Here is a 12,815-nt window from a genome sequence, read left to right on the forward strand (position 1 = left end):
CGCTCTCCGCGGCCTGGTTCGCCGGCGACTGGCTGCTCGCCGACGCCCACGCGTACCAAGCCATCGGCTCCTCGAACCTGAGCATCGGACTGATCGCGGCCTTCGCCGGCTACCTGACGATCCTCCTCGCGGCCACTGGCCTTCCCGTGGTGCGCCGGGCCCTCGCCTCGCCGGACGCCGTGGCGCGGCTGACTCGGCCGCAGAGCGTCCGCGTGATGGGCGTCGTTCTGCTCATCGCGCTGGCGATCGGCAGACTGCCCGCCGCCTTCGCCCTACCCGCAGGGATAGGCGACATCGCGGTAGGACTCGCGGCGCCCCTCGCGGTCCGTGCGCTGCGGCATGCTCCCGCGACCGACCGGCTCCATCGGCGGGCCGTGACCTTCCATCTGCTGGGCCTCGCAGACCTCGTCATCGCGCTCGTCATGGGCGTCGTGTCCGGCCTGCTGGTTCTTTCACCGACCATGCAGCCCATCACGGCGATGCCGCTCGTTCTGGTGCCCACCCTGGCCGTCCCGACGGCCTTCGCCCTCCACCTCACCGCCCTGCGCCGGCTGCGCGCCGACCGAGCGGCCTCCCGCCCCGCCCGCACGACCGCCCGACACACCAACCGGGCCCGGCACCTGTACCCGAACCCGCACCCGCACCGGATGGCGCACTGGGTTGAGAGTCGGTACGCGCACCGGCTGCGGCGGGGGGCAGGCGGGGCGAACGGGGCGAACGGGGCACTCGGCCCCACCATCGTCCGGGGCGGCGAAGCAGCCGGCCCGGACGCGCCACACCCCGCTCCCCCGCGCCCAGCGCCGCGCCCTGACGCCCTGTGCTCACCATCCTCAGCGATCACGACTTCCCGGCCGGTGCCCACCAGCGCAGCTCCGCGCGGACAGGCGGCGCCCCGGACCCCTACGATGGCACTCACACGCGTTCAGGGCCGAGGAGTTGGGGAGTTGACGATGCCGGACGGCTTCGCGGAGATCGAGGAGAGCCAGCGCAAGCCGAGTATCGCGCGGGTCTACGACTACCTTCTGGACGGCAAGGACAACTACGCCGTCGACCGGCAGATCGGCGACCACTTCAAGGTCAACCTGCCCGGCTCGGTCGCCATCGCGCACACCAACCGCCAGGCACTGGTCCGCGCGGTGCGGGAGATCGCCGAATCCGGCATCCGGCAGTTCATCGACCTGGGCAGCGGACTGCCCACCGCGGACAACGTCCATCAGGTCGCCCAGCGCCACCAGCCCGGTTCGGCCGTGATCTACGTCGACTCGGACCCGATCGTGCTGAGCCACGGCCGGGCGCTCCTCGCCGAGAACTCCACCACCTCCGTGATCCAGGCGGACGTCCGCCGCCCCGAGGACATCCGCCGCCACCCGGAGACCCAGCGGCTCATCGACTTCCGGCAGCCGGTCGGGATCATCCTCAGCGCGATCCTCCACCACCTCAACGACGACGAGGACCCGATCGGGGTGGTGCGCTACTGGGCGGACCAGGTACCCAGCGGAAGCCACGTCTTCATCTCCCACTTCCGCTCCGGACACAACGAGGAGACCCGCGCCGCCCAGGGAAAACTCCTGGACACCTTCGGCCGCGGCCGCTGGCGCACGGACGAGGAGATCGGGGCTCTCTTCGGCGACCTGGAGCTGCTGGAGCCGGGGATCGTCCCGGCCGCGCTGTGGCGCCCGGACGCATCCGAACCCCATGAGTCGGCCCTGATCGGAGCCCCCGCAGGCGAGTTGGGGGTATGGGAACGGCTCATCGCCGCCGGTCTCGCCCGCAAGCCCTGACTCAGACAGCGAAGACCAGGCCAACGCCGCTACTTCCGGGGCTTCAGGCCCACCTTGGGCAGCTCCGGCGCAAGCAGCCGATCCCCGTCGTAGCCGTGCACCACACCGAAGCGGTCGCCCTCCATCCAGTCCCGGCGGGCTTGCAGGATCTCCTCGTTCGATCGGGCGACGAAGTTCCACCACATGACGATCTCCTCGCCGAACGGGGTTCCGCCGAGGAGGACGGCCCGGGCCGTCGCGCCCGAGGGGTTCACCACGGCGAGGCTCGCGCGGCCGGGGGCGGCGTAGCCCAACTCCCCCGGCTTCAACGGGGTTTCGGCGAGGACGACGGTGCCCTGGTCCACCAGCAGCCCGTGCTCGAAGGCCGGGTCCACCGCCAGCTCCACCGAGGCGCCCGGTTCGAGGGTGATCTCGGCGCCGAGCAGCGGGCTGAAGGCCCGCACCGGTGAGTGCGCACCGGCCAGCGAGCCGAGGAAGACCCGGAGTTCCGCGCCCTCCACCCGCACCGGCTCGGGTACGTAGTGCTGGAAGTCGCGCCCGGTCCGCCGGTGCTCCTCGGGCAGCGCGACCCAGAGCTGTACGCCGTGCAGCACGGTGGTCCGCTCGGTCGAGACCTCGGAGTGGGCGATGCCGTGGCCGCCGGTCATCAGGTTCAGCTCGCCCGGGCGCACGTAGGCGTGGTTGCCCATGCTGTCGCGGTGCTCGATCTCCCCGGTGAAGAGCCAGCTCACGGTCTGCAGCCCGGTGTGGGGGTGCGGCGCCACGTCCATTCCGCCCGTCGCGGCCACGTCGTCCGGTCCGTAGTGATCGGCGAAGCACCAGGCACCGATCAGCGATCGGCTCCGCTGCGGCAGAGTGCGGCGTACGGTCATCGCCCGCGGCCCGCCGAGGGGCACCTGGCGGGGCGTGAGGACCTCGATCCGCGGGGGCTCGGCGGGCGGAGTCGTTTCGCTTTCAATGACCATATGACGATCCTAGCCCCGCGGCCCAGGGCGCCTGGCGACGAACCACCGGCGCCGAACGGCGGGCTACCGGATCTCGTAGCTGCCGTCCAGCCGCGCCCGCCCGAGGAGGTGCCCGGCCATGGCCGCCGTCACCTGGCCGAGGGTGGCCCCGGCCGGGAGCTCGGAGGTCCGGTCGAGGGCGAAGAGCTGGAAGACGTAGGCGTGCGGCCCGTGTGAGCGGATCGGCAGCGGCCCCGCCCAGCCGCGGCGGCCGAGGGCGCCCTTTCCGTGGCGGAGGCCCGGCACCGGGCTGGGCTCGGCGAGGGCGTTCTCCGGAAGCCCGGGCAGCGCGGAGTCGATGCCCAGGGTGAGCGCGTGGAGGGCCGGCTTGCCGAGCGGCACATCCGGGTCCTCCGCGATCAGCACCAGTTCTGCGGTGCCGGCCGGCGGCGTGGTCCACTCCAGCGCGGGCGAGATGTTCGGGCCGAACATCCTCCCCCGGTACTTCTCCGGGATCGGGGCCTGATGCTCGAAGGCCGGGCTGGTCAGCGTGAAGTTCTCCGGCGCCCGCAGTTCGGGGCGGGCCCACTGGAGGCTTTGCTGCCCGGCGCGCCGATTGCGCAGCAGGACGCCGAGGGGATTCGCGGGCATGCTTCAGCTCTCCCTGACAGAGGGGCTCATCGCTTAGGTACACGAAAGATCTTTTTAGGTATACTAATGAGCCATGGAGAACCACGCAACCGCCCCCCAGCCGGCCGGAGCCGACCTCGGCGCCCAGCTGCGCTCGGCCGTGGGCCGCCTCTACCGCCGCTTCCGCAGTGAGCGGCCCGCGGGCGGCCTGGGGGACGTGGCGCTGGAGGTGCTGACCCGCCTCCACAAGCACGGGCCGCAGAGCCTGACCGAGCTCAGCCGGCAGGACCGGGTCTCCCCCGCCTCCATGAGCCAGACCGTCAACCGCCTCACCTCGGCCGGCTATGCCCTGCGCGCCCCCGACCCGGACGACGGCCGCCGCGTGCTCTTCGCCGCCACCCCGGCCGGCGACGAACTCGCGGGCGCCGCCCGGGCCCAGCGCCACGCCTGGCTGGACGCACGGCTGAACGCCCTCAGCGCCGAGGACCGCGCGGTGCTGGCCCGGGCCGCGGCACTGCTCAGCGACATCGCCGACTCCTGACCGGCCGTGCCCCGCATCGAAGCACCGCCCCACCCCCCACCACAGCCCGCCACCGCACCGAAACTCCCCACCGCCCTACCGAATGAGGAACCCCCGTCCACAGGCAGTGCGACACCGGTGACGAAGGCCGCGTCGTCCGAGGCCAGGAAGGCCACCCCGGAGGCGATCTCCTCCGGCCTGGCCAGCCGCCCCATCGGGATCGGCTTCGCCAGCTCGGCCTTCTCCGCCTCCACATCGCCCCCGGCGAGCAGCGCGTCCAGCAGCGGGGTGTCGCAGTCGGAGGGGCAGAGGGCGTTCACCCGGATCCCCTGCTTCGCGTACTGGACGGCCATCTGCCGGGTGAGGTTGAGCACTGCCCCCTTCGACGCGTCGTAGGCGCACTCGTCCGGCAGCGCGGTGAAGCCGAAGACGGAGGCGATGTTGACGATCGAGCCGCCGCCCGCCCGCAGGATCTCCGGGACGCCGTGCTTGCCGATCAGATACATGCTCTTGACGTTGACGCCCATCACCCGGTCCCAGTCGTCCTCCGAGCAGGCGACGACGTCCCCCTCGGCGGCCAGGATCCCGGCCGCGTTGACGATGACGTGCAGGGCGCCTAGCGCCTCGACGGTCCTGGACACGGCGGCGGCCACCTGCCGCCCCGAGGACACGTCGCACTCCACCGCGACCGCGGTGCCGCCGGACGCCTCGATCCTCTTGGCGGTCTCCTCGGCGGCCGGGAGCCGGATGTCCACCGCCGCGACCCGGGCGCCCTCCTCGGCCAGGCGCAGCGCGCAGGCCTGCCCGATGCCCGAGCCGGCACCGGTCACGAAGGCGGTCTTCCCCGTCAGTCCTCGCATGTCGTCTCCCTCTGGTCCCTCTCGGTTGCGGGTTTCGCCGGGCCCTCGGCCAGGCCCGGTCCGAGCGTCCGTCCGCCGCCGGCGCCGCTCACCCGGCCGGGGTGGAGGCGTCGGCGGCCAATGCCGCCTCGGCGGGCGCCGGGGAGCGCCGCCCCGCCCGCCGGGCGGCGACGTAGTAGAAGGGGCAGGTGACGATCAGGCCGACGATCCAGGAGATGTCCGCGCCGTTCAGCATGTGCGCCACCGGCCCGGTGAACAGCGCGCTGGAGAAGAACGGCACCTGCACCACGATGCCGACCAGATAGGCGACGATGGCCGCCGCGTTGTACCGCCCGTAGACCCCGCCGTCGGCGCTGAAGAAGGACCGGACGTCGTACTCCCCGTGCCGGACCAGGTAGTAGTCCACCAGGTTGACGGCGGTCCACGGAGTCAGCACATAGAGCAGCAGCGCGATGAAGTTCTCGTAGAAGACCAGGAAGTTGTCCTTGCCGGCGATGGCCAGCAGCAGCGCCACGAGGAAGACGACGATCGCGATCACCGCCCGCGCGCCGGCGCGCGGCACCCAGCTGCGCCGCACGGTCTGCCCCACAGTGATCACGCACAGGACCCCGCAGTAGAGGTTCATCGCGTTGGTGTTGGCGATGCCGATCGAGAAGACGATCAGGATCAGTGTGCTGATCCCCGGGGTGAGCGCGGAGAGGCCGCCGACCGGGTCGTCCCCGCCGACGGCCGCACCGGTGAGCGCGCCGAGGAGCATCGGCAGCACCGAACCGAGGACGCAGCCGCCGTAGGTGGCCCAGAAGGCCGGCCGGCTGCCGGTGCCCTTGGGCATGTAGCGGGAGTAGTCCGAGACATAGGGCGCGTAGGCGATCTGCCACAGCGCCGAGGCCGAGACGGTGCCGAGGAGCCCGGTGGCGGTCAGCGCCCCGTGGCTGAGGGTGCCGGCGGGCAGGCCGTGCTCGAAGAGGATCCAGCAGAAGGCCAGCAGCAGCGCCAGGCCCGCGGCGATGGTCATGACCTTGCTGTAGGCGTGGATCAGCTTGTAGCCGAAGATCGTGGCCGCCACGCTCACCAGCCCCACGATGACGATCCCGCCGGCGACCGAGATCCCCGGCGCCACGATGTGCAGCGACTGCCCGCCGAGTACCAGGTTCGAGGCGAAGTAGCCGGTGTACATCACGATGACCAGCACGACCACCAGCAGGGCGCCCCGGACGCCGAACTGACCCCGCGTCTGGACCATCTGCGGGACGCCGAGTTGGGGCCCCTGCGCGGAGTGGAGGGCCATGAAGACCCCGCCGACGGCGTTGCCGACGACGATCCCGGCCAGTGCCCACCACAGCGGCAGTCCGTACACCGTGGTGGCCAGTGCCCCGGTGACCACGGTGAGCACCATGATGTTGGAGCCGAACCAGATGGTGAAGAGATCGCGGGCCCGGCCGTGCCGTTCGTCCTCCGGGATCTGGTCGATGGTCCGCACTTCGACGGTCGGTGCCGGTGGAGCGGTGTCCATGCCGGGCCCCTCTCTGCTACCACGCCAGGTGTGTTGGAAGAACACCCTGATCCAGCCACCACTAACAGTCAATCGCATAATATTGTGGATATAGATCGGAAAAATCGATGCCCTATCCGAAGAGGGGTTCCATGCCCGGCGACTCGGCCTTCACCCTGGTCCAGCTGCGCTACTTCGCGGCCGCCGCGGAGACCGGAAGCATGACCTCCGCGGCCCGGCGCCTCCTGGTGTCGCAGTCCGCCGTCTCCACCGCCGTGGCCCAGCTGGAGCGGGCGCTCGGCGTCCAGCTGCTGATCCGGCACCACGCCAAGGGCCTCTCGCTGACCGCCGCAGGCGCCCGCTTCCTCCAGGAGTCCAGGAACCTCCTGGCGCACGCCGACGAACTGGTGGAGACGGCCCAGGGGCTGGGCGCCGCCCTCGCCGGCGAGCTCTCCGTCGGCTGCTTCCTCTCCCTCTCGCCGTTCGTACTGCCGCGGCTCTTCGCCGAGTTCACCGCCCGCCACCCCGGCGTGCGGCTGCAGGCGGTGGAGGGCGAGACCGAGGAACTGCAGGCCGCCCTGCTGGACGGGCGCTGCGAGATCGCCCTGATGTACCGCATGGACCTGGCCGATTCGCTGCTCACCGAGCAGATCGCGGAGGCCGCGCCGTACGCGCTGGTGCCGCCGGGCCATCGCCTCGCCGGGAGCAGGGGCGTGCGCATCGAGGAGCTCGCCGAGGACCCCTTCGTCCTCTACGACCTGCCGCACAGCCGGGAGTACTTCACCGAGCTGTTCGCGGCGGCCGGCCTCGCCATGCGGCCCGCGTACCGCAGCACCACCTTCGAGACCGTGCGCGCGCTGGTGGCCGCGGGCCAGGGGTACTCGATCCTCAACCAGCGCCCGGTCAGCGACACCACCTACGACGGCGGGCGGGCCGTGCCGGTGCCCCTGCTGGACCCGCTGCCCCCACTGCCGGTGGTCCTCGCCCGCCCGCGCGGCGTCCGGCCGACCCGCAGGGCGCAGGCCTTCACCGAGCTCGCCCGCAGGCTGCTCGGGACCGCATCCAGCGCCTCTCACCTGCCTGTATCTGAAAAACTGGGCCATTAGGCCCGAAAGATGTGTTGGACAAGAGTCTCCGCTCGGCCCGACGATTCTGCCGTGCGGAGACACGGTCGACCTGTCACACCGGAAGCGTCTCCGCCGGATAGGAGATGGGGATGCCGAACGAAGAGACAGACGTGGTCGTGGTCGGGGCGGGCCAGGCGGGCATCGCGATGAGCGAGCACCTGACGGCCGCCGGCGTCCCGCACGTGGTCCTGGAGCGGCACCGGATCGCCGAGCGGTGGCGCTCGGAGCGCTGGGACTCCCTGGTCGCCAACGGGCCGGCCTGGCACGACCGCTTCCCGAACATGGAGTTCGCCGGCGTGGACCCGGACGCCTTCGCCACCAAGGAGCAGGTCGCGGAGTACTTCGCCGCGTACGCCGAGAAGTTCGGGGCGCCCGTCCGCACCGGGGTGGAGGTGACCTCGGCGCGGCGGCACGAGGGCCGCCCCGGCTTCCGGGTCGAGACCTCCGAGGGCGCCATCGACGCGCGGTTCGTGGTCGCCGCCACCGGCCCGTTCCAGCGGCCGGTCATCCCGCCCATCGTCCCCGAGGACGCCGGTCCCCTCCAGCTGCACTCCAGCGGATACCGCAATCCGGCCCAACTCCCGGACGGCGCCGTGCTGGTGGTCGGCGCCGGCTCCTCCGGCGTGCAGATCGCCGACGAGCTCCGCCGCTCCGGGCGCCGGGTGTTCCTCTCCGTCGGCGCCCACGACCGTCCGCCCCGCCGATACCGCGGACGGGACTTCTGCTGGTGGCTCGGCGTCCTCGGGCTCTGGGACATGGAGACGCCGCCGCAGGGCGCCGAACACGTCAGCATCGCGGTCAGCGGCGCCCGCGGCGGCCACACCGTGGACTTCCGCCGACTGGCCGAGGACGGCGTCGAGTTGCTCGGGATGACCGCCTCCCACCGGGACGGCGTCCTCGGCTTCGCCTGCGACCTCGCGGCCAACATCCGGGCCGGCGACGAGAAGTACCTCGCGGTGCTCCGGCAGGCCGACGCGTATGTCCGGCGCAACGGCCTCGACCTCCCCGAGGAGCCGGAGGCGCACCGCCTCGGCCCGCTGCCGGAGTCGGCCACCGCGCCCCGCCTCGAACTCGACCTCGCCGAGGCCGGCGTCTCCACGATCGTCTGGGCCACCGGCTACTCCGCCGACTACGGCTGGCTGGAGGCCGACACCTTCGACGAGCGAGGCCGCCCGGTGCACAAGCGCGGTATCGCCGCTGAAGAGGGCGTCTACTTCCTCGGCCTCCCCTGGCTCTCCCGTCGCGGATCGAGCTTCATCTGGGGCGTCTGGCACGATGCCCGGCACATCGCCGACCACATCGCCACCCGGCGTTCCTACCTCGCCTTCGACGGCGCCGACCGGACCGCCCCGGCGCCGGCCGACGACGCACAGCACTGACCCCATCCACGAGGAGAGCGGACCATGAGCACAGACCCGATCACCGCCGGCGGCCACACCAGGATCAGGCCGTTCAACACCCGGGACACCTACCCGGAACAGAACCTCGACAACGACCTGTGCCAGGCCGTGGTCGCCGGGAACACGGTCTACGTCCGGGGCCAGATCGGGCAGAACCTGGACACCAGTGAGTCGGTCGGCATCGGCGACCCGGAGGCCCAGGCCGAGCAGGCGATGGCCAATATCGCCATGCTGCTGGAAGAGGCCGGCGCCAGGATGGAGCACCTGGTCAAGCTGACCGTCTACCTGGTCGACCCGCGCTACCGCGAGGCCGTCTACCGCACCGTCGGCCGCTGGACCAAGGGCGTCCACCCGATCTCGACCGGGCTGGTGGTCTCCGCCCTGGCCCGGCCGGAGTGGCTGTGCGAGATCGACGCGGTCGCGGTCATCCCCGGGGAGGCCCGATGACCCTCTCGCTGATCGCCCGGGACGGGGACCGGTTCGGCATCGCCGCCGGCTCCTCCAGCCCCGCCGTCCTGGCCCGGGTGGCGCACCTGCGCCCCGGGGTCGGCGTCGCCTCCTCGCAGAACATCACCGATCCCCGGCTGGGCACCCGGCTGCTGGACCGGCTCGCCGCCCACGGCGACGCCGAGCGGGCGCTCTCCGAGGTCGCCTCGTCCGCGCAGGACATCGAGTACCGGCAGCTCACCGTGCTCGGCCGGACCGGCCCCGGCTTCGCCTTCAGCGGCGCCCGGACCCTGGGCACCCATGCGACCGCGACCGGCGAGGGCGTGGTCGGCGCCGGCAACCTCTTGGCCGGTCCGCACATCCCCCAGGTGCTGGTGGACGCCTACGCCGCCACGGCCGGCCGGGAGTTGGAGGAGCGTCTCCTCCACGCCCTGCGGGCCGGCGTGGCGGCCGGGGGCGAGGAGGGCCCGGTGCGCTCGGCCGGCCTTGCGGTGGTCGCCGACGTGGACTGGCGGGTCAGCGACCTGCGGGTGGACTGGGCCGACGACCCGGTCGACCGCCTCGCGGAGCTGCTGGAGGTCTGGCTGCCGCAGCGCGACGACTACGTCCGCCGCGGCCTCGACCCGGCGGGCTCACCCTCCTACGGCGTACCGGGGGACCTGTGATGCCCGGCTCCATGGACGGCGCGCGGACCGGGGCGCTGGACGGACGGAAGGCGGCCGCCCGTGCGCGGGTCGAGCGGCACGCGGAGGAGCTGATCGCACTGTCCGAGCGGCTGCACGCCGACCCGGAGACCGCCTGGGAGGAGCACCGGGCCGCGGCCGCGGTCCCCGAACTCCTCGACCGGGCGGGCTTCGCGGTGACCCCGCGCTACCTCGGCCTGGACACGGCCTTCCATGCGCGCTTCGGCCAGGGCCCCGTCCGCATCGCGCTGTGCGCCGAGTACGACGCGCTGCCGGGCCTCGGGCACGCCTGCGGGCACGACCTGATCGCGGCAAGCGCGGTCGGCGCCGCCCTCGGCCTGGCCGCCGTCGCCGACGAGGCCGGGATCACCGTGGAGGTCTACGGCACCCCCGCGGAGGAGGGCGGCGGCGGCAAGATCGAGATGCTCGACCGCGGCGCCTTCACCGGGGCCGACCTGGCCATGATGGTCCACCCGGCGCCGGTGGACGTCGCCGAGGCCCGGCCGTTCGCGGTGAGCCACTCGCGGATCTCCTACACCGGCAGGTCCGCGCACGCCGCCGCCTACCCGGAGGCCGGCGTCAACGCCGCCGACGCGTTCACCGTGGCGCAGGTCGCGATCGGCCTGCTCCGCCAGCAACTGCCGCCCACCACCCGCGTCCACGGCATCGTCACCCACGCGGGCGACGCCCCGAACGCCATCCCGGAGCGGGCCGAGGGCCGCTGGTACGTCCGCGCGGAGACGCTGGCCGAGCTGGAGCGGCTGGAACCACGGGTACTGCGCGCCTTCGAGGCCGGCGCCCTGGCCACCGGCTGCGAGCTGGACGTCGAACCGGAGAGCAAGCCGTACGCGGAGTTCCGGGCCGACGAGACCGCCCTCGCGGACTACCGGGCGAACGCCGTCGCCCTCGGCCGGCGGTTCGCCCCGGCGGAGACCGCCGCGCGGATGAACCGCGCCTCGACGGACATGGGCAACGTCTCGCAGGTGGTGCCCGCCATCCACCCGTACATCGGTATCGGCTCCCTGCCGGCCACCAACCACCAGCGCGAGTTCGCCGCCTTCTGCGTCGGCCAGGCGGCCCGGCGGGCGCTGCTGGACGGGGCGGTGGCCCTGGCCTGGACGGCGGTGGACCGGGCGGCGCGGGGGCCGTCGGCGAAGCCCTGAACCGAACACCCACCGACCGGGGCATGTCACATTTCCCGCTGCTGTGATGTCCTCCCTGGGCAAGGTCAGAACGATCTCCACCTGAGGGAGCGTCACCGATGAAGGCCGTCATCGTCTGCGTCTCGGAATCCCACGGCAACACCAGGCGGGTCGCCCAGGCCATGGGCGAGGTGCTGGACGCGCCCGTGGTCGACCCCGCCGAGCTCGACCCGGCCGCGCTCGCCGGCTACGACCTGGTGGGGTTCGGCTCCGGGATCTTCCAGATGAACTTCCACCGGCGGCTGCGGGACTTCGTGGACGCGCTCCCGCACGCGCCGGAGGGCCGGTCGACCCGCGCCTTCCTCCTGGCCACCAGCGGCCTGCCGGAACCCCGCCCGGTCCGGTACGTGCGGCGGCTGACCCGGAGGGTGGAGGCGAAGGGCCTCCCCGTGCTGGACGCCTTCACCTGCCGCGGCTTCGACACCTGGGCCCCCTTCAAGCCGTTCGGCGGCCTCCACAAGGACCGTCCGCACGCCGGGGACCTGGCCGCCGCCCAGGCCTTCGCCCAGGGGCTGCGGAAACTCCAGGAGCCCCCGGCGCGGGCCGGCCGCCGCACGGCATTCTGAGCCGCCCCGCCCCCGGGCCCGCTCCCGCCCGGGGCCGGCGCCCCGCGTTGCGCTGTTCGGGGCCGCCGCTGATTGAGCGGACGGGGTCCGGGGAGAAGCTGTTCCGGCACGCGGGGAACCCGCGGCCACCGGAGTCCGCACAGGAGGAGGCGATCGTGTTCAAGGTGCTGCTGGTTCTGCTGTGCCTGGTGCTGCCCTGGCTGGCAGTGCTGATCAAGGAGGGGCCGAGTCTGCGGGTGCTGTGGGCCTTCCTCCTCCAGCTCTGCGGCCATGTGCCCGGCGTGGTCTACGGGATCTACCGGGTGGTCAACGACTGACGGGCGCCGTCCCCCGGCCTGCCCGCCGAACGGGTGAGCCGCCCCTCTCGACATGCGCGACCCGGCCCGTCCGCCCAGGCTGGACAGCGATCCCGGCGAGGGCCGCCGGGAAACGCACCGAAAGGGTGGCCATGGGCACCGACGACATGCAGCGCAAGGCGGACGAGGCTCTCGGCAAGGCCAAGGAGAAGGCCGGTGAGCTCAAGGGGGACGAGCGGATGCGGGGCGAGGGCCAGGGCGACCAGGCCGAGGCGAAGGCGGGCCGGCTCGGCGACAAGGCGCAGGACGCGACCGACCAGGCCAAGGAGAAGGCCGAGGGCCTCGCGGACCGCGCCAAGGGGATGCTCGACCGCTGAGGGCCCCGCTGAGGCCCCGCCCGGAGCCCCGCCCCGGGACACCCGCGGCGTCGGCCCCCGACCCGCTCCGCCGGACGGCGTCTCACCGTGCCGGCGGGCGCGTCGGAGGCGAGGCCAGAGGGCTCAGTGCCGGCGGTGGAGGATCCCGCGGCGGGTGCCCTTGAGGGCGTCCTCCCGCCCCTGCGCCTGCGGGCTGGGCTGGGTGCGGCCCACCAGGGCGTCGCGCTCGTCGGCGAGCCGGTCGCGCTCGGCCTCCAGGCGGTCGCGCTGGCGCCGGTGCTCGGCGGCCCGCCGCGTCTTGCGGCGGGCGGAGCCGACCAGCATCGCCAGTCCCAGCAGGATCGCCGCCCCGACGAGGGCACCGATCACGAAGAGGACCCAGCCACTGGTGACCCCCAGACTCTGTCCGAAGATCGTGGGCGCCGGGGAGATCCTCGCGGAACTGTTCTCGATGAGCAGATCGATGCCGAAGACCGCGGCGGCGGCGATG

Annotated in this window: 14 protein-coding genes and 1 pseudogene; 10 read left to right on the forward strand and 5 right to left on the reverse strand. The window is 72.9% G+C overall.

Going from position 1 to position 12,815, the window contains the following annotated elements; translation table 11 throughout:
* Positions 1 to 950: 950 nt before the first annotated feature.
* Positions 951 to 1,781, forward strand: coding sequence for an SAM-dependent methyltransferase (locus tag BS73_RS00090; protein ID WP_037568337.1), 831 nt, complete (start codon positions 951 to 953; stop codon positions 1,779 to 1,781).
* Between the two features lie 29 nt (positions 1,782 to 1,810).
* On the opposite strand, the gene BS73_RS00095 is transcribed toward BS73_RS00090, so the two are convergent.
* On the reverse strand, positions 1,811 to 2,746 hold the full coding sequence (locus BS73_RS00095; protein ID WP_051938921.1) for a pirin family protein: 936 nt from the start codon (positions 2,744 to 2,746) through the stop codon (positions 1,811 to 1,813).
* Between the two features lie 63 nt (positions 2,747 to 2,809).
* Complete coding sequence (locus tag BS73_RS00100; RefSeq protein ID WP_037568347.1) at positions 2,810 to 3,376, reverse strand: YbhB/YbcL family Raf kinase inhibitor-like protein; 567 nt, start codon at positions 3,374 to 3,376, stop codon at positions 2,810 to 2,812.
* Positions 3,377 to 3,449: 73 nt separating this feature from the next.
* Between BS73_RS00100 and BS73_RS39035 the strand changes: the two genes are divergently transcribed.
* Positions 3,450 to 3,896 carry a MarR family winged helix-turn-helix transcriptional regulator gene (locus tag BS73_RS39035; protein ID WP_037568338.1) on the forward strand — a complete coding sequence of 149 codons (447 nt, stop codon included), beginning with the start codon at positions 3,450 to 3,452 and terminating at the stop codon, positions 3,894 to 3,896.
* A 98-nt stretch (positions 3,897 to 3,994) separates the two neighbouring features.
* Here BS73_RS39035 and BS73_RS00110 read toward each other — a convergent pair.
* Positions 3,995 to 4,735 (reverse strand): annotated as a pseudogene (locus tag BS73_RS00110) (SDR family NAD(P)-dependent oxidoreductase); the annotation flags it as partial.
* A gap of 88 nt (positions 4,736 to 4,823) precedes the next feature.
* Positions 4,824 to 6,248, reverse strand: coding sequence for a purine-cytosine permease family protein (locus BS73_RS00115; protein WP_037568339.1), 1,425 nt, complete (start codon positions 6,246 to 6,248; stop codon positions 4,824 to 4,826).
* A gap of 131 nt (positions 6,249 to 6,379) precedes the next feature.
* Between BS73_RS00115 and BS73_RS00120 the strand changes: the two genes are divergently transcribed.
* The 8 genes from BS73_RS00120 (at position 6,380) to BS73_RS00150 (ending at position 12,325) form a co-directional block, all read left to right on the forward strand.
* Complete coding sequence (locus tag BS73_RS00120; RefSeq protein ID WP_051938927.1) at positions 6,380 to 7,333, forward strand: LysR family transcriptional regulator; 954 nt, start codon at positions 6,380 to 6,382, stop codon at positions 7,331 to 7,333.
* 110 nt (positions 7,334 to 7,443) lie between these two features.
* Positions 7,444 to 8,733, forward strand: coding sequence for a flavin-containing monooxygenase (locus BS73_RS00125; protein WP_037568341.1), 1,290 nt, complete (start codon positions 7,444 to 7,446; stop codon positions 8,731 to 8,733).
* 24 nt (positions 8,734 to 8,757) lie between these two features.
* Entirely contained in the window at positions 8,758 to 9,201 is a 444-nt protein-coding gene (locus BS73_RS00130) for a RidA family protein (protein ID WP_037568342.1), read from the forward strand.
* Positions 9,198 to 9,866 carry a DUF1028 domain-containing protein gene (locus BS73_RS00135; RefSeq protein ID WP_037568343.1) on the forward strand — a complete coding sequence of 223 codons (669 nt, stop codon included), beginning with the start codon at positions 9,198 to 9,200 and terminating at the stop codon, positions 9,864 to 9,866. The genes BS73_RS00130 and BS73_RS00135 overlap by 4 nt, the downstream gene beginning before the upstream one ends.
* On the forward strand, positions 9,866 to 11,047 hold the full coding sequence (locus BS73_RS00140; RefSeq protein WP_051938929.1) for a M20 family metallopeptidase: 1,182 nt from the start codon (positions 9,866 to 9,868) through the stop codon (positions 11,045 to 11,047). The genes BS73_RS00135 and BS73_RS00140 overlap by 1 nt, the downstream gene beginning before the upstream one ends.
* Positions 11,048 to 11,145: 98 nt before the next feature.
* Positions 11,146 to 11,652, forward strand: a complete 507-nt coding sequence (locus BS73_RS00145) for a flavodoxin family protein (RefSeq protein ID WP_051938932.1) — start codon at positions 11,146 to 11,148, stop codon at positions 11,650 to 11,652.
* Between the two features lie 155 nt (positions 11,653 to 11,807).
* Complete coding sequence (locus BS73_RS38030; RefSeq protein WP_161789609.1) at positions 11,808 to 11,969, forward strand: YqaE/Pmp3 family membrane protein; 162 nt, start codon at positions 11,808 to 11,810, stop codon at positions 11,967 to 11,969.
* Between the two features lie 131 nt (positions 11,970 to 12,100).
* The gene (locus tag BS73_RS00150; RefSeq protein ID WP_037568349.1) at positions 12,101 to 12,325 is read left to right on the forward strand and encodes a CsbD family protein; all 225 of its coding nucleotides are present in this window, start codon (positions 12,101 to 12,103) and stop codon (positions 12,323 to 12,325) included.
* A 123-nt stretch (positions 12,326 to 12,448) separates the two neighbouring features.
* Here BS73_RS00150 and BS73_RS38035 read toward each other — a convergent pair.
* Positions 12,449 to 12,815, reverse strand: a 367-nt coding sequence (locus tag BS73_RS38035; protein WP_037568351.1) for a hypothetical protein, incomplete at its 5' end; no start/stop codon positions are given.

The organism is Phaeacidiphilus oryzae TH49 (genome assembly GCF_000744815.1).
In the GTDB taxonomy this organism is placed as follows: domain Bacteria; phylum Actinomycetota; class Actinomycetes; order Streptomycetales; family Streptomycetaceae; genus Phaeacidiphilus; species Phaeacidiphilus oryzae.